This is a genomic window from Colwellia sp. E150_009 (genome assembly GCF_053543955.1).
This window is the reverse complement of record NZ_JBHFOM010000001.1, coordinates 198310-215632: the sequence shown is the minus strand read 5'-3', so window position 1 is coordinate 215632 and position 17323 is coordinate 198310. Positions and strand designations below refer to the sequence as shown.

The following is a 17323-nucleotide window of genomic DNA, read 5'->3' as shown; positions in this document are numbered from 1 at the left end:
AAATTATAATTACTTTTCATTATGGAAAATTTTCATGTTAAAAAAAATGTCACTTGTTACTTTAATCACACTAATATCATCATATTCTGTTGCTACAGAAAAAATACAGCAAAGCAGCAGTGAGTTTGTCCCACAATGGGCTAAATCAGCTATTTGGTATCAAATATTCCCTGAGCGTTTTCGTGACGGTGATCCAAGTAACAACCCTAAAATAAAAGATATTTTGGGTGCAGATCCTGTAGAAGCTCCAAAGCAATGGCAAATACATCCATGGGGTAGTGATTGGTATCAGTTGCAAGCTTATGAGTTAGCCAATGGGGAACCAGAGCTTTGGAAACACTTATTACGCAGAAGATATGGCGGTGACTTACAAGGTATTATTGACAAACTCGATTACCTAACTGAGCTTGGCATTAATGCTATTTATTTAAACCCTGTTTTTGATTCTCCTTCATTACACAAATATGATGGTGCAAGTTACCATCACATTGATCCAAATTTCGGCCCAGATCCTGAGGGAGACCGAGCGATTATGGCGTCTGAAATCCCATTAGATCCCTCAACATGGCAATGGACTAAAGCCGATGAACTTGCTTTACAACTAATTGATGAATCTCATAAACGCGGTATTCGCATTATTTTTGATGGTGTTTTTAACCATATGGGTGTCAATAGTTTTGCCTTTAAAGATCTTAAAAAAAACCAACAACAATCCCCTTACAAAGATTGGTTTACCGTACATAGCTTTGATGATAAAGAAAAAGGCACTAAGTTTGAATACGAAGGTTGGTTTGGTGTTAAATCGCTACCTGAATGGAAAGAAAATGAACAAGGTATTGTTAAAGGGCCAAAAGCCTATATTTTTAATGCAACCAAGCGCTGGATGAACCCAAAAGGCAAAGGCATAGAGTACGGTATTGATGGCTGGCGACTAGATGTAGCTTTTGAAGTAGCTCACCCCTTTTGGAAAGATTGGCGTACCTTGGTAAAACGTATTAACCCACAGGCATATTTAACCGCTGAAATAGTTGACCAAGCTGAAAAAGTTAAACCGTATATGCAAGGTGACGAATTTGATGGCGAAATGAATTACAACTTTGCTTTTACTGCCGCTGAATTCTTTTTCAATCCTGATGGTATGAATATTACGCCGTCACAATTTGATAAAAAACTGAAACAATTAAGAGAACTCTACCCACAAGGCGTTGCATATGTGAATCAAAATTTATTTGGTAGCCATGATTCCAACAGAGTAGCCTCACATATTGTTAATCGAGGCATAGGTAATTTTCGTGATTGGAGCAAATACTTTAATTTATCTCAAGCAGCCAATAACCCTAATTACAATGTACGCAAACCTAATCAAACAGAAATTCAGTTACAAAAACTTTTTATTATGTTGCAAATGACCTATGTCGGCGCTCCTATGATTTATTATGGTGATGAGGTCGGTATGTGGGGGGGGAATGATCCCGATAGCCGTAAACCTATGCTATGGCCAGACATAAATTATAATAATGAACGATACTTAGCAGATGGCACTAAACGAGATGAAAACAGCATAGATACTGTTGCTATTAATACCAATCTTAAAAAGTATTATCAGCAACTTATTGCTACTCGTAAAAACTATCCTGCATTGCAGCTAGGCGATTTCAAAACACTACTTGTTGACGATGCCAATAACTTATATGGCTTCCAACGTAGTTTTTTAGTGAAATCAAACAACCAAACGTTATGGGTATTATTTAATAATGCGACAACTAAACAAAAAATAACTTTAACCGTGGCTGATACACAGCACTTTGTTGACTTAATATCCATGGAAAAATATAACGTTTTAGAAAAACAGTTAATCATTACTTTGCCTGCTAAAAGCAGCGTTGTACTACTCAAAAAATAGTGACTCGAATAAAGGCGAAGTGAAATGACTAATAAAATCAAAAATATTATTATCGCTGGCGGTGGAACAGCAGGATGGATGACTGCATCATTATTAGCGAAGGTATTAGGCAAAACACTAAAAATCACCTTAATCGAATCGGACAAAATCGGCATTGTTGGCGTGGGTGAAGCCACTATTCCACCGATAGTTAATTTCAACAGCGCCATTGGTATTGATGAAAAAGAATTTCTAAAAGCCACCAAAGGCACGATTAAACTCGGTATTGAATTTAATAACTGGAACAAAGATGGTGACAGCTACATGCATGCCTTTGGCAGCATTGGCAAAAAATTTCCTTTTTGTGATTTTCACCACTTTTGGCAAAAAGCAGAGCAATTAAAACATGGCTCAAACAATATTGATGGCAATAGCTTTTGGGATTATTCCTTAAACTATCAGGCCGCAAAACAGAGTAAATTCGCGCCTATTAACAACATTCCAAATACTAATTTACTGGGTTTAGCTTATGCTTATCATTTTGATGCCGGTTTATACGCTGAATTCTTAAGTAAACATGCTCAGAATATGGGGGTAAAACGTGTTGAAGGCACTATCACTCAAGTATCACAAGATCATGATTCTGGCTTTATAAAAAGTTTACTACTTGAAGATGGTACAACAATTGAAGGTGACTTATTTATCGACTGTACCGGTCTTGCTGCGCTATTAATTGAAAAAGCCTTAAGTACTGGCTTTGATGATTGGTCACACTGGTTACCTTGTAATCGAGCAATGGCCGTACCTTGTGAGCGCACCGACACAACTGAACCCTATACACGTTCAACCGCACATAAGGTTGGTTGGCAATGGCGTATCCCATTACAGCATCGAACCGGCAATGGCTTAGTCTATTCAGATAAATATATGAGTGACGACCAAGCAAAAGAAACGTTATTGAACAATCTTGATGGAAAGCCGTTGGCTGAACCTAAGATAGTAGCTTTTAAAACTGGCCGCCGTCGTAAACAGTGGCATAAAAATGTTATAGCTATTGGTTTATCAAGTGGTTTTTTTGAGCCGCTTGAATCAACCAATATTCATCTTATTCAAACTGCGGCCATCCGTTTAGTGAAATTTTTCCCTCACAATGGTATTAATATTGAAGAGGTAAACGAATTCAATCACCAATCAAAAACAGAGGCTGAAGGTATTCGCGATTTCATTATTTTGCATTACAAACTCAATAGCCGTGGTGATAATGAGTTTTGGCGTGCTTGTCAGCGCATGGAGGTTCCTGAATCTCTCATTCAAAAAATTCAGTTATTTAAAAAAACTGGTAAAAATTTTTGCAATCCTGACGATTTATTTTCTGAAATAGCGTGGCAACAAGTCATGATAGGCCAAGGTAACGTACCAGAAGATCACCACCCATTAGTTGATACCTTAACAACAGAGCAAATAAGTGATTTAATGGATAATCTCAAGGCTTTAATCAATCGTACGGTAGAAAAGCTACCAAGCCATGAAGAGTTTTTAACCTCACTTTAAGTAGACAGAATCAATGCAAACAATAAAACTAAGTTCATCTAATATCTCCAGTTCACGCCTTATTTATGGCTGTATGCGCATTGCAAGTGACAACTCAGCATCTGATCACTCTAAAGGTAAACAAGCCATTCATGCAGCTATTGAGGCTGGCTATAATCATTTTGACCATGCGGATATTTATGGTGGCGGTGCATGTGAAAGTCTCTTCGGCGAATTGTTAATAGAGTCACCTAGTTTACGCGAGAATATCATTTTAACATCGAAAGCAGGGATTCGGCGCGATCCTCAGCGTTACGATTTTTCTAGAAACTACATTACTAACAGTGTGGAAAATTCACTAAAACGCTTAAACACTGACTATTTAGATTTATTCTTATTACACCGTCCTGATTATTTATTTAATGCAATAGACGTGGCTGAGACTTTTAATCAATTGAAAGCTAGCGGTAAAGTTAAACATTTTGGTGTCAGTAACTTTTCACCTTCGCAAGTGAGTTTACTGCAATCTGCATTAGATGAACCTTTACTTGTTAATCAGGTAGAAATTAATATTCACAATATCAATAGTTTTACCGATGGCACGTTAGATCAATGCCAACAACGAGGAATTACTCCCATAGCATGGTGCCCATTGGGTGGTGTTGTTTATCCTGCTTGGGGCAACACCTTTACTACAACAGATAAACAGCGCATTGAAACTGAATTATCGCGCCAAGCACAGCTATATGAGTGCCTGCCATGGCAACTTATTTTAGCTTGGTTGTTAAAGCATCCTGCTAATATTTGCCCTATTATTGGCTCAACCACACCTGAGCGAATTGTTGCAGCCAAAAAAGCACTTGAAATAAATTATAGCCATGAAGATTGGTATCAACTATTAGAAGCCAGAAATGGCCATCCTGTTGCTTGATACAAATAATAGAATCACACAAAAAAGTTTGATTATTTAATATTTAATCTATTACTTGATCTCTATCAACAAAAACACAAATGACAATGGTTTACATTTGCGGTGAGGTAATTATACTAACGCCAACTAAAATACGTTGAGTGAATTATGAAAGTCTTATCTCCTTTATACCTTGCTATTATCGCTAGCTTACCCATAACTGTCCCTGCATTTTCTTATGCTGAAAACGTAGAAACGGAAGAGAAAGAACTGGAAGTAATCGAGGTAAGAAGTTTTAGACAAAAACTTGATCAAGCGGGTCGTTTAAAAGATGTCATTCAGCAAACTGAAATTCTTGACTCACTTACAATAGAAAATAAAAATGCACTCAGCTTAACCGCAGCTATTAATAATGAACCTGGTGTTAATGTTTCAAACGAATGTTCAATGTGCGGTGTTAAACGTATTATGTTGAATGGAATGAAAGGTGAGCACACCACAATTCTTGTAGATGGCCTACCTTCCCACACACTCATCTCAGGTTTTTATGCCGTTGATGCTATTGCAACAACGGGCGTTGATAGAATTGAAGTAGCGCGTGGCGCAGGGGCATCACTTATTGCGCCAGAAGCTATTGGTGGAACAGTAAATATAATTACGAAAGAAGCCTACGAAAATACTGCTGCGTTTGATTTTGCCAAAGGTTCGCATGACTTCACTGCAATGAAAGCGATGGCAACGGGTATTTCTGACGATGGCAAAACAGGCATAACTTTAATCGGCCAATATGACAAACAAGATCAGGAAGATCATGATGATAACGGAGTCAGCGAAGCCCCTTTTATCGAAAACCTTTCTCTAACCTCATTCATTAGCCAAGATTTATCGCAAACTAGTAATATTCAAGTTCGACTATCTAAAGTGCAATCTGAAATTTTTGGTGGCCCAATATTAGGTGATGTTGTTACATCAATTGGCACAGCATTATCAAGTTATGATGAGATAGAATCTGAACAATTATTTATCGATGATGATGTTCGCAATGACTATATTGGCAAACCGTGGGAAACTACCGAATGGATAGAAACTTCACGTGATGAAGCCTTTGTTAAGTATATAACTGAACTCAGTGATTATACCGTAGCAGAATTTGCCGTAAGTTATGCTAACCACATTCAAGACTCTTTTTACGAAGGCATTGATTATCAAGCTGATGATACAATGTGGTATGCCCGTGCAAAATTAGACATGGAATTATCAGATTCACATTTCATCACCTTTGGTATTGATACACGCCGTGAAGAAATGCGCTCATCTACCGATGCTTTAGAAGCTGTTTCAGCCTATCAAAGTGATGCTTTTGACTACGATACTACAGGGATTTTCTTTCAAGACACATGGACACCCAATGATAAATTTGAGATTGCATTAGCTTTCCGTTTAGATCAAATTACCGCTGATTTTATTGACCCTGAAAAAGTCGGCACTGAGATTGATGAAACCTTCATCGCTCCGCGAATAGATATTCGTTATTTCCATAGTGATGAACTCGTATCTAGATTTTCAACAGGCCGAGGGTACCGTGCGCCTTTATCATTCTTCGAAACAGACCATGGAATTTTAGATGCTGAGCTCGGTTATCAAATAAACATTGACTCACTAGAAGAGTCAATTTCAGCAAGTTACTCACTAAGTTATGACAATAAAGAACTCGCAATCACAGCCTCTATTGCACATTCTGAGGTTGATAATTTAGCAAGTTTAGAAGAAACCGCCGATGGGGTACCTTTATTAACCCAATTAGATGATAGCGCCGCAGTAACCACTTTTGACGTAACCGCAGGGTATAATATTACTGAAAATTTTACCGTTAACATTGGTTTAGAAAAGTTTAATTATGATGATAACTTTAAATCATCTTATGCCATTGCCCCTGTTGAAGAAAGAGCCAGCATTGAATTGCAATATGAAAAAGATAACCTAAAAATATTCTGGTCTACCGTATGGTTTGGAGAAAAAGATCTTAATGACTACGGTTACGAAGGCTATAACAAATTAGGTGACCCAACAACAATCAAAACCTTGGTTGGTAAATCATTTTCAACATCAGACATCAAAGCGCAATACCAGTTAACCGAACATACCAAAGTTTATGCGGGTATTTCAAATGTGTTTGAAGAAACACAGATAGACTCTGGAGATACTCCATTATTTTACGATGCTAAGGGTGGATATGATGTTGCTTACATATATGGTGCATTACATGGCAGAGAATTATACGCTGGCATTGAAGTTAAACTATAACGATTGATATGACACTGAATATTTTCATTAAAAGTATTACTATAGTATTGGCATTAGTCAGTACTATAGCTAGTTTTACTCATATAAAAGCTATGCCTTTTGATTTAAAACCACTCAATAATATTAATAAAGAAGAACCAAGCAATACAAAAAACAGCCCAGCGGCTCTACCTACCGTTACTATGCTTTTTCAACCAAACTGTAGTTGGTGCAAAAAACAAGGACAAGCACTAGCTAAAGCGTTTGAGCAATGCCAAAATTCTCTAAATATAGCGCTAGTTGGTGTCAAAGGTAATACCAGAGAACTTAAAAGAGAAGTTCACCGTTACCACCATGATATTCCAGCCTTTGCCGCTGACCGTAAATTCTTAAGTGCTATTGGTGGTTTTCAAGCTTCACCAACAACACTTATATATGACACTAACGGACAATTAATAACCAAAAAACGGGGGTTTATTCCTTTCAAAAATTTAAGTAAAGCGTTAAATATTATATCTCAGGGAAAGTGTAAAATTTAATTATACTTTATACTACGTTATTTATTGCGTGACTTAATACCTTAAAGCACCCTAAAATAGACATAATTATTAACCTATTACATAACTAAGTTATACCAGTTGATTAAATTATTTAAATTTTAAATGATATTAATCATGTTGGTATTAATAGAGATTAAGGAATGTCTGTGTTTACACCCCAACTTGCCGCCTCAGAAAAAGCATCTACCTCGTTAGCACCCACCGAACTGCTAAAAGATGAGATTAATCAAGTTACCAATATTTATAATATTATTATTGAATTTTTCACCAATTACAGTTTTCAACTAATTGGTGCGCTTATTATTTTCATTATTGGTTATTTGTTAGCAGGTAAAATATCAGCTTGGGTATTGAAATTATGCCTAAAACAAAAAATTGATATTACCTTAAGTCAATTTTTATCAAATACCACCAAAATGCTTGTTGTCATCATGATAACTATCGTTTCATTAAGTAAATTAGGCATTAGTGTTACCCCTTTTGTTGCAGCAATAGGCGCTATTTCGTTAGGTGCAGGTTTAGCATTACAAGGCTTATTATCTAACTATGCTGCTGGCTTTAATATTATATTAATCCGCCCTTTTGTTGTCGGTGATACCATTACTGTTCACGGTGTTACTGGCGTAGTAGAAGAGGTTTTATTAGCTTACACTGTGCTAAAAAATGAAGATGATGTCACAATTACAATTCCGAACAAACATATTGTTGGTGAAATTTTACATAACTCTAAAAATAATTCGCTGCTTGAACTACAAGTAGGCATTGCTTATGACCACAACCCTTTAGACGTAGTAGAATTACTTAAAGAAACCATGCTAACACTCGATACTGTTGATGAAAATACTAAGCTGCAAGTTGGTATTGATGAGTTTTCAGACAGCGCCATTACAATCGCTATTCGCTTGTGGGCTCCTACTGTAAGTTTGTATGAAACAAAATATAAGGCTTACGCTAGCATTTATAGCGCGTTAGACAAAGCCAATATCCATATTCCGTTTCCACAACGTGATGTTCATATTCATCAAATAGCTCAACAAGAATAACCCCTAAGATAACGCGACTACTTACTGAAAGTAGTCGCGTTATTATGCTCACTGTAACAAATAAATAGCAAAGCTCAGTGGCGCAAGTATGTTCTTATCCGTTTGAACTGATTGGTATACGAGAGTTTCAGTTTGCACCTTAGTAAGTACATCAAGTGGTTTCTCTTGTGTTGAGCTATTAAATACTACAATTAGTGTTTGCTTCTTTCCTGCTGCGGTGTAAGCTCTTTGAATGGCAAAAATACCTGGTGTATTTTCAGAATAAACAGTTGTCTGTAAACCAAACCTCAAGGCTGGATATTGCTGATATAAGTCAGCATATTTTGCAAATGTTTGATAAAACAAATGCCTAGTATCGAAGTTATTGTCAGCCGTGGTTTTATCTGTTGCTAATAAATCATCATCATTATAACTGTCTACGTTTGATGGCATCATGTCTTGACGCGAGTCTTGGTCTCCCCCATCCCCAACAAAACCTTGTTCATCACCATAATAGATAACGGGGACACCGCGACTAAAATAAATCATTGCGTGCGCAAGTAAATTACGCTGAATTTGCTCTCGCTCACTGTAGTTATACTTACTTTGTTTTAACAAATAAGCAAAACGCCCCATGTCGTGATTACCTGTAAAATTAACCAGTTGGTTAGCATTAGTATTTTCTATATTTTTATGGCTAGTTTGATAAAAGTGATCTTGAGCAAATAAATTTGTTAGTTCAATAGTACCTTTTTGCTCAACTAAAACACCTCTAATTGCACCTTGTAAAGCAAAGTCTAATACTGATGGAAGTTTTGCTTTTGTTGTAAAACTACTTAATTCTTTAGCGTCAAAACTGTAAACTTCACCAAACATAAAGAAGTTTTCAATCCCTAAGGATTTGGCATGCGCCATTAATGCCGGCGAAAATACTTGCCAAAACTCAGTGTTAACATGTTTAACCGTATCAATACGAAATCCGTCTGGTTTGAATTCATCAATAATAGCCTTGTAAATGTCTATCATGCCGTTAATAACGTTTTCGCTATTAGTATCTAAATCGTCAAGGCCAGCAAAGTCACCACGAATTGAGCTTTCACCAACCCAGTTAGAATCACCTTGGTTATGATAAACATTAAGTTCATTTAACCATGCGGGGGCTTTTAATGTTTCATTTCCTTTAGGGATTAGCGGGCTATATTTATCACCATTAGCAATTTCATTTACTGATTTAAAGGGACAACCTTCACCTTCTTCTTCGCCTTTTTGCTCGGGAAGCCAACCTAAACCATCTTCACCATGACATTCTTTGTATTTGATAACATCTGCCGTATGATTAGTGATAATATCGAAAAACACTTTGATATTGCGCTGGTGCGCCTGATCAATAAAGTATTTTAAATCAGCATTACTCCCCAAATGGGGATCGATTTCGGTGAAATCTAAAATCCAATAACCGTGATACCCTGATGTAGCAGATTGCATTGCTTGGTTACGTAAAACAGGCGTTAACCAAATAGCGGTTATACCCATGTTATCAAGATAGGGTAATTTTTCAGTCAGCCCCGCAAGATCACCGCCGTGATACATACCTTTTTGTCGTTTATCAAACCCGCCACGAGATGATGCCCGCTTGCTATCGTTTTCTGCAGCACCCAAATCATTGCTGAGGTTGCCATTGTTAAATCGATCAGGTAAAACAAAATAAAAAACTTCATCCTGAAACGCTCGTTGCTGATAAGGTTTAAGTTTGGCCGCTTTTGCTGTTAAGTCCTGATGAATACCTGCTGCAAATGTTGTTAAATTAACAACTAACGATACCGTACAAAAAATAATAGTGAATACTTTGCTCATTTTCATTTTATTGTGCTACCCAATTAAGTAAGTTATAACGATGCATAGAAACAACCAAAAGCAGGCAATGTAATTTGGTTATCACTTATCGTAGTCGTCGTTAATAATTTATGGTCGCTAAGTACAACAATATTCTCATCGGCAAGATTAAGTGCGAATGTTTGTGTTTGATTACTAAAATTAAAACAAACAACAAGCTTCTCCTTGCTATCCTGCCTAATAAAAGCAAGTATTGGCTCTGGCGTGTCAATAAAAGTAATATCGCCATACAATAATGCACTGTGTTGTTTACGCCATTGAGTAAAATGACGGTAGCTGTTTAAGACAGAACCAGATGAATTATTTTGTAAATCTACCGATTTCGCATGATGTTCTTCAACCACAGGTAACCAAGGTTTGGCTTGACTAAAACCTGCATTAATTTGATCATGCTGCCATGGATGTGGCGTTCTACAGCCATCTCGCCCTTTAAATTGCGGCCAAAAAGTAATACCGTAAGGATCTTGAATATCTTTGAAATCAATATTAGCTTCAGTTAAACCCAGCTCTTCTCCTTGATAACTACAAACACTACCCCGTAAAGAAGATATCATGGCAAATAACATTTTAGCTAAATCGGCATTTTGCTCAGCATTTTGGCTCTTACCCCAACGGCTCACAACACGTTGCACATCATGGTTTGAAATTGACCAACAGGGCCATCCGTCTGATACTCGTTCTTCAAGGGTTTGTACAACTTGCTTAACGTATTGAGCAGAAAACTCATCTGTTAACAAATCAAAACTATAACCCATGTGTAATCTGTGTTCGCCTTGGGTATATTCCGCCATGGTTTTCAATGAGTCTTCAGACGAAATTTCCCCTAAAGCAACAGTACCTGGATATTGATTTAATAGCGTTCTAATAGATTCAATAAATTCTAAATTTTCATCTTGGGTATTATTGTAATAATGATATTGATAAGCGTACGGATTTTTCTCATCAAACCCTATGCTTTGCCTTAGTGCTTTGGGTTTAGCGGGGTTATCTCGTAATTGTGCATCATGATAACAAAAGTTAATAGCGTCTAACCTAAATCCATCAACGCCACGTTTTAACCAAAACTCGACATTATCGAGTACAGCTTGCTGCACTTGAGGATTATGAAAATTAAGGTCAGGTTGGCTTGATAAAAAGTTATGCAAATAATACTGTTGACGGCGTGGTTCCCAAGTCCAGCCAGTACCGCCAAAAATAGATAACCAGTTATTTGGTGCCGTGCCATCTTCTTTAGCATCAGCCCATACATACCAGTCAGACTTATCATTAACTTGATCTTCTCGGCTTTCTATAAACCATTGGTGCTGATCTGAGGTGTGACTCAGCACCTGATCTACCATGATTTTAATATTATGTTCATGCGCCTTGGCAATGAGCTCGTCAAAATCAGCTAACGTGCCAAAAATAGGGTCAACATCACGATAATCACTGATGTCATAGCCAAAATCTTTCATTGGTGATTTAAAAAACGGTGAAACCCAAATTGCATCAACACCTAAACTTGCAATATAATCTAGCTTACTAATTATGCCGCGCAAGTCTCCGATGCCGTCTTGATTAGCATCATAGAAGCTTCGCGGATAAATTTGATAAATTACCGCACCACGCCACCACATTTGTTCACTCATCCTAAAAACTCCACGATCATATTGAATTCATAATTACATGGATAGAATACGCAATTCATCTGATAGCGAATAGTCTTTGCATACGTATGTATTAATATTCCTAGCATCTGCATACGTATTCAAAACACAGAATTTGCTACAGTAAGGTTATTATCCCTATAATTATTCAATAAATTTTATTAGGAATTTTATGTTACGCTTACTAATTCAAATGAGAAATTACGCTGTATTAGCGTTCCTATTGATGACACTTATTGTTTGCCAAATAAGTGTGCAAGCAAGTGAAAACAACAAGCAAAACACTTCAAGTTATTTTCAAAGCTATCAATTAAAAAATCAAAGCGTTGAAATCACTACATCACTGGGGAAGTTATCTTTAAGCGCATTTAGCAATAATGCAATACAAGTACATTATCAGTACCAACAAAAAACCAATGATGCTAGTTTTTTGCCTTCATTTGCCATTAAAGAAAATACAACTCAACAAAATTTCAAAATAACTGAAACAACAAAACAACTAGTGCTTTTTGCTGGCGAGTTACAAGCAGTTATTAATAAAGCTCCATTTAATATCAGTTTTTATCAAAACAACCGATTATTGATTTCACAAGAATCGGGACTTTTTAGCGGTAATGTAGTTGAAGACGAAAAGCACTATAAAACGCAAGGCTTTCGCTTTACATTAACTGACAATGAAAAGTTATTAGGTGGTGGTGAACGTGTACTCGGCATGGACAGACGAGGTCATCGTATGCCGTTATATAACCGTGCACATTACGGATATGAAACACAATCTAATCAAATGAATTTTAGTTTACCTGCAGTATTTTCAAGCAATAAATATATACTGCTATTTGACAATTCAGCCAAAGGTTGGATGGATTTAGGCAAAACAGATCCCAACATAATGCAATTTGAAGCTGTGTCAGGGCGCATGGCGTATCTTGTGTTTGCTGGCGACACTTATCCGGAATTAATCAATAACTACGTAGATGTTACTGGTAAGCAACCCATGCCACCGCGTTGGGCATTCGGCAACTATGCCTCTCGTTTTGGTTATCGAACAGAGCAAGAAGTTCACGATACCGTTAGTAAGTTTCACGAATTAGACTTTCCGCTCGATGCACTAATTCTTGATCTTTACTGGTTTGGTAAAGACATAAAAGGTCACATGGGTAACTTAGATTGGGATAAAGCCGCATTCCCTACTCCAACAAAAATGATCGACAACCTGAAAAAAAAAGGCATTAACACCGTCCTCATCACTGAACCTTTTGTGCTAACCAGTTCAAAAAAATGGCAGGATGCAGAAAAAAATCAAGCCTTAGCAAAAGATGCTGATGGTAAACCTAAACGTTTCGATTTCTACTTTGGCAATACTGGTTTAATTGATGTATTCAATGACAATGGCAAAAGCTGGTTTAATAATATTTATAAAGGCTTATACCAACAAGGTGTGAGCGGTTGGTGGGGTGATTTAGGCGAGCCCGAAGTTCACCCAAGTGATACTTTACATACTTTAGCTAATGGTAGAATAGTCAATGCTGATGCTATCCATAATGTTTATGGTCATCAGTGGGCTAAAATGGTTTTTGAAAATCAATTAGACCTTGCCCCCAAAAAACGTCCGTTTATTCTAATGCGTTCTGGTTTTGCCGGTTCTCAGCGTTATGGCATGATCCCTTGGACGGGTGATGTCAGCCGCTCGTGGGGCGGGCTAAAACCGCAAGTAGAACTTAGCTTACAAATGGGTATATTAGGCATGGGCTATACTCACTCTGATTTAGGCGGTTTTGCCGGTGGCGAAAAATTTGATAAAGCATTGTATATTCGTTGGTTGCAATATGGGGTATTCCAACCTATTTATCGCCCACATGCGCAAGACAATATCGCCCCAGAAGTAGTATTTCACGATAAAGAAACGCAAGACATTCTTCGAAAATTTATCAAACTCAGATATAACTTACTGCCTTATAATTATACTTTAGCCTATGAAAATAGCACTACGGGCATGCCGCTTATGCGACCGATTTTCTTCGAAGACGAGAGCAATATCGCCTTAATGAACAATGCCACAAGCTATCTTTGGGGTGACGCTTTTCTCGTAACGCCAGTAGTTGATATAGGGGTAAAATCAGTTTCAGTTCCACTACCTAAAGGCGTGTGGTTTGACTACTTTAGTGGCGAGAGACATCAAGGCAATCAAACAGTAAATATTGCAACCAGCCTAGAAACACTACCGGTATTAGTGCGAGCTGGCTCATTTATCCCAATGATTGATGACATACAATCAACCAAAGATTATGACCACAACAAGCTAACACTCCACTACTATGCCGACAAATCAGTCAAAAGCAGTAAAGGTGAAATGTATGACGATGACGGTGAAATGTTTCAAGCTAACACCCATGGTTTTTTTGAGTTATTATCCTTCGAAGCCCGTCAACAAAGTGAAAGCTTAAGTCTCCATTTGTCAAGAAATAACACTCGCTATGTGGGCATGCCTAAAAATAGAGATATAACCCTAGTTATTCATCATTGGCAAAGCCACCCCAGTAAAGTTATAGTGGGCGAAAAAACAGCAACCAACTTCAACTGGAATAAAGCAAAACAAACATTAACTGTAAAATTTAAATGGCAACATCAACCGTTAACGTTAAGCATACTGAATTAGGTAATAAGTAAGTTATGAATACCCAGAATAAAAAAATTGTTAATTTAATTGCCGATATCGGCGGTACTAATATTCGTATAGCGCAAGCCGATGCACAAAGTGAAGCAAAATACACAGATATTGAAACCTATCAATGTGCAAAATTTTCAAGTTTGGCTGACGTTATCGCGCTGTATATTGAAAGCAAAAACATAGCTGAGGCGAATATTAATGCTTGTTTAGCTATCGCTTGCCCAACTGACAACGATATTATTTCGATGACTAACTTGCCATGGCAGTTTTCTCAAAAAGAATTAATTAAAACGTTAAACTTAAACAGCTTGAGTATGATCAATGATTATACCGCTATAGCCATGGCAATTCCGTTATTAAACGACAGTCAAAAGGTAAAAATTGGTGGTGGTGAAGCGGTTGCAGGTATGCCTATTTCTGTTTGCGGCCCGGGTACAGGCTTAGGCGTGGCTAATTTAATTCCTATTACCATAGGTGATAAAAGCCAATGGCATTGTGTTAGTGGCGAAGGTGGTCATGTCGATTTCGCGCCCGTTGGTGAGCTAGAAATTGCCGTATTACGCTACTTAAATGACATTAAAGAACGTGTATCCTATGAGCAATTACTCTCAGGTTATGGTATTGAACAGATTTACCAATCTTTAGCTAACAAGGGCGATGACGAGGAAGAAGCACCTTTATCCGCACAAGAAATTAGCCAACGAGGTATTGAAAAAACCTGTATTATTTGCCAACAAACCATGTTGATTTTCTGTCAAGCGCTTGGCGGCTTTGCCGGTAACTTAGCGCTTATCATGAACAGCCAAGGTGGTGTTTATATTGCGGGTGGTATTGTACCTCGCTTTATCGATTTTCTAAAAGCAAGTAAGTTTAGAGAGCGCTTTGAAAGCAAAGGGCGTTTATCGCATATTACTCAGCAAGCACCCACTTATGTAATTACTGAAGCACAACCCGGTTTATTAGGTGCTGCGGCTTATATATTACAACAGTAATAAAAGTCATTAGTTAGATGAAATAAGGGCGATTAATTATAAAGTTAATCGCCCTTTTTGATCTCGATGATGCATTTGAGCTATCTGAGCTATCTGAGCATATTTAAGATCGTAGTAGCCTAGCTTTTCTACTCGCTTATGAGGCCGGTTGAAGCTCAAAGTCGTCAGTGATAAGTATTAGTAAAACGCTAACTTTTGCCACAAAGAAGACGTTAAGCATTACAGCTGAAATTCATATTTAGATTAGATTTTGTATTGAAAAAATCACCGTAGTTACTTGTTAGGTTATATACAACACAATAACTTAATAACCCCGAACAACTAAAACAAATACACATACCACGACCATAGCTAGAATGTATAATATCGCAGGGCCAGAGTTTCCGTTTTTTACCTCTGATGCTAAATAAGCATTGAACTCTTTTTTACTTTGTTGACGACCATGCTTTGAAGATAAGTTGTGTTCACCAAGAGGTGTTGTTCCGTTAGTAACATATTGTTTTGCAGCAGCCAAAGTCGGTAAGGGCCCAAAGTCATGCTGCTCGTCATTATTTAATACGTACCAGCTTGAGCCATCTTTGATAATATACCGACCGTCAGATACAGTATATTGGCCTGCTTGAATCCTTTTTACAGCAACCATGCTTGCTCCCGTAACCTAACAGCTTATTATTAAAATATGATTTATAATCAAAGCATACTCGTAATTAGAACAAATGCCACCTTCGAGACATTAGGATTTTCATAAATTAATACGTTGTGATTAGTTTTTGTATTGATAAAACCGTAATAATGGGGTTGGGCAAAACTTTAGACCAAGTGGAGTGTACTTTCCTCAATTCACTACAAAGCTATTATGGGTGGCAGAATAAAATTGCCAGCTCAATATAAGTGACATTAGAAAATATTCTGTAGCCCCTTAAGTATTACCTCTAAATCGTTCTACCTTCTGTAATCAATATTTGGTGCTCTAAATAACATTGGTAATTTTCAGAGGTTGATTTTAAAAAGCCATATATTACAAGTCATTACGGTGTAAAAACAACTTCTGAGCAGCTAATTCACCAGCTACATAGGGTTCATACTCTTCAATAAACTCCTCTGGAGTAATATCGAAAATGGCATCATTTCTAATAAATACAATATTGGCAAACATTATTATATTATTTATACGCAACGGATAACCAAAATTCTGCCTATGTAATTCAGAAATTAAAATTGCACGGTCAAGCCTGAAAAAGCTTTTAGCTAATTCATTATCACAATTAAATAGCTTAACGATTTCATCATTTAACGCGACGTTGGGCATTCTTACTCTTAACTTTTGCCGTAACATCGGCTCCCATTGCTGGCTCTTATAATGACCGTATGAAATCCCTTCAAAGATTTGGACCATTGTCCATTCATTAGTTTCTAACGATGCATAAACACCATTTAGTTTTCTAGATTCGTCAGGGTAGTCATTCCAATCATCTTGATATTTATATCTAAAATCATGCTCAACTTCATGCCAACCTTCAGATAAAACAGTACGTATTTGTAATTCAAAAGTCAGATCAACAAAATCAAGCAACTCTGACTTTAATGTAATCTTTTGACTCTTCGGAATATCATATACTAAGTTATACCTAACAGGTTTAAATGTTTCAGGATTAAAGCCGTCAATACTGGCATCTTTTTTTCTTTCAGAATAACATTTTGAAATAACATGGTGGACAATCTTAACATCATCAGCAAAATATAAAACTATCCTAACACCTATCAAATCTTGAATTTTACATGTAGTCCCGTATTTTGGATCAGACTTTATTTTCTTATCTAATGAGTTGCTATCTTTAACGCGTGAAAAAATCCTAAACATTATACCCATCTGGTCTAATGCATTTTTAATATCGTTCTCTATTTTTCTAGCGAAAGTTTCAGGGCTATATTTCATA

General features: G+C 37.0%; 12 protein-coding genes. 8 read left to right on the top strand and 4 right to left on the bottom strand.

Annotated features, from left to right (window positions below):
- Nucleotides 1–34: 34 nt before the first annotated feature.
- The 6 genes from ACE1OF_RS00975 to ACE1OF_RS00950 all read left to right on the top strand — a co-directional run bounded on the left by ACE1OF_RS00975 (nt 35) and on the right by ACE1OF_RS00950 (nt 8208).
- Nucleotides 35–1903, top strand: coding sequence for a glycoside hydrolase family 13 protein (locus ACE1OF_RS00975; RefSeq protein WP_448892021.1), 1869 nt, complete (start codon nt 35–37; stop codon nt 1901–1903).
- 24 nt (nt 1904–1927) lie between these two features.
- A complete protein-coding gene (locus ACE1OF_RS00970) occupies nt 1928–3433 on the top strand; it encodes a tryptophan halogenase family protein (protein WP_448892019.1) in 1506 nt (501 codons plus the stop codon).
- Nucleotides 3434–3446: 13 nt separating this feature from the next.
- The gene (locus ACE1OF_RS00965) at nt 3447–4343 is read left to right on the top strand and encodes an aldo/keto reductase (RefSeq protein ID WP_448892018.1); all 897 of its coding nucleotides are present in this window, start codon (nt 3447–3449) and stop codon (nt 4341–4343) included.
- A 147-nt stretch (nt 4344–4490) separates the two neighbouring features.
- Nucleotides 4491–6626, top strand: a complete 2136-nt coding sequence (locus ACE1OF_RS00960) for a TonB-dependent receptor plug domain-containing protein (RefSeq protein ID WP_448892017.1) — start codon at nt 4491–4493, stop codon at nt 6624–6626.
- An 8-nt stretch (nt 6627–6634) separates the two neighbouring features.
- Nucleotides 6635–7144, top strand: a complete 510-nt coding sequence (locus tag ACE1OF_RS00955) for a TlpA family protein disulfide reductase (RefSeq protein ID WP_448892015.1) — start codon at nt 6635–6637, stop codon at nt 7142–7144.
- Nucleotides 7145–7311: 167 nt separating this feature from the next.
- Complete coding sequence (locus ACE1OF_RS00950) at nt 7312–8208, top strand: mechanosensitive ion channel family protein (RefSeq protein WP_448892014.1); 897 nt, start codon at nt 7312–7314, stop codon at nt 8206–8208.
- Nucleotides 8209–8256: 48 nt separating this feature from the next.
- Here the strand turns inward: ACE1OF_RS00950 and ACE1OF_RS00945 are convergent, their stop codons facing one another.
- Both ACE1OF_RS00945 and ACE1OF_RS00940 read right to left on the bottom strand, forming a co-directional pair.
- Entirely contained in the window at nt 8257–10047 is a 1791-nt protein-coding gene (locus ACE1OF_RS00945) for an alpha-amylase family glycosyl hydrolase (protein ID WP_448892013.1), read from the bottom strand.
- 26 nt (nt 10048–10073) lie between these two features.
- The gene (locus ACE1OF_RS00940; protein WP_448892012.1) at nt 10074–11708 is read right to left on the bottom strand and encodes an alpha-glucosidase family protein; all 1635 of its coding nucleotides are present in this window, start codon (nt 11706–11708) and stop codon (nt 10074–10076) included.
- A gap of 190 nt (nt 11709–11898) precedes the next feature.
- Here ACE1OF_RS00940 and ACE1OF_RS00935 point away from each other — a divergent pair, with 190 nt between their 5' ends.
- Both ACE1OF_RS00935 and ACE1OF_RS00930 read left to right on the top strand, forming a co-directional pair.
- Entirely contained in the window at nt 11899–14382 is a 2484-nt protein-coding gene (locus ACE1OF_RS00935; protein ID WP_448892011.1) for a TIM-barrel domain-containing protein, read from the top strand.
- A gap of 14 nt (nt 14383–14396) precedes the next feature.
- The gene (locus tag ACE1OF_RS00930) at nt 14397–15386 is read left to right on the top strand and encodes a glucokinase (RefSeq protein WP_448892010.1); all 990 of its coding nucleotides are present in this window, start codon (nt 14397–14399) and stop codon (nt 15384–15386) included.
- Nucleotides 15387–15690: 304 nt separating this feature from the next.
- On the opposite strand, the gene ACE1OF_RS00925 is transcribed toward ACE1OF_RS00930, so the two are convergent.
- Both ACE1OF_RS00925 and ACE1OF_RS00920 read right to left on the bottom strand, forming a co-directional pair.
- Nucleotides 15691–16029, bottom strand: coding sequence for a hypothetical protein (locus ACE1OF_RS00925; protein WP_448892009.1), 339 nt, complete (start codon nt 16027–16029; stop codon nt 15691–15693).
- 375 nt (nt 16030–16404) lie between these two features.
- Complete coding sequence (locus tag ACE1OF_RS00920; RefSeq protein ID WP_448892008.1) at nt 16405–17322, bottom strand: hypothetical protein; 918 nt, start codon at nt 17320–17322, stop codon at nt 16405–16407.
- Nucleotide 17323 lies beyond the last annotated feature (1 nt).

Excerpts from the sequence above, each read along its gene's own strand:
- ACE1OF_RS00945 (WP_448892013.1), bottom strand. The coding sequence starts at position 10,047 with ATGAAAATGAGCAAAGTATTCACTATTATTTTTTGTACGGTATCGTTA.
- ACE1OF_RS00925 (WP_448892009.1), bottom strand. The coding sequence starts at position 16,029 with ATGGTTGCTGTAAAAAGGATTCAAGCAGGCCAATATACTGTATCTGAC.
- ACE1OF_RS00955 (WP_448892015.1), top strand. The coding sequence starts at position 6,635 with ATGACACTGAATATTTTCATTAAAAGTATTACTATAGTATTGGCATTA.
- ACE1OF_RS00975 (WP_448892021.1), top strand. The coding sequence starts at position 35 with ATGTTAAAAAAAATGTCACTTGTTACTTTAATCACACTAATATCATCA.
- ACE1OF_RS00920 (WP_448892008.1), bottom strand. The coding sequence starts at position 17,322 with ATGAAATATAGCCCTGAAACTTTCGCTAGAAAAATAGAGAACGATATT.
- ACE1OF_RS00960 (WP_448892017.1), top strand. The coding sequence starts at position 4,491 with ATGAAAGTCTTATCTCCTTTATACCTTGCTATTATCGCTAGCTTACCC.
- ACE1OF_RS00965 (WP_448892018.1), top strand. The coding sequence starts at position 3,447 with ATGCAAACAATAAAACTAAGTTCATCTAATATCTCCAGTTCACGCCTT.
- ACE1OF_RS00935 (WP_448892011.1), top strand. The coding sequence starts at position 11,899 with ATGTTACGCTTACTAATTCAAATGAGAAATTACGCTGTATTAGCGTTC.
- ACE1OF_RS00940 (WP_448892012.1), bottom strand. The coding sequence starts at position 11,708 with ATGAGTGAACAAATGTGGTGGCGTGGTGCGGTAATTTATCAAATTTAT.
- ACE1OF_RS00970 (WP_448892019.1), top strand. The coding sequence starts at position 1,928 with ATGACTAATAAAATCAAAAATATTATTATCGCTGGCGGTGGAACAGCA.
- ACE1OF_RS00930 (WP_448892010.1), top strand. The coding sequence starts at position 14,397 with ATGAATACCCAGAATAAAAAAATTGTTAATTTAATTGCCGATATCGGC.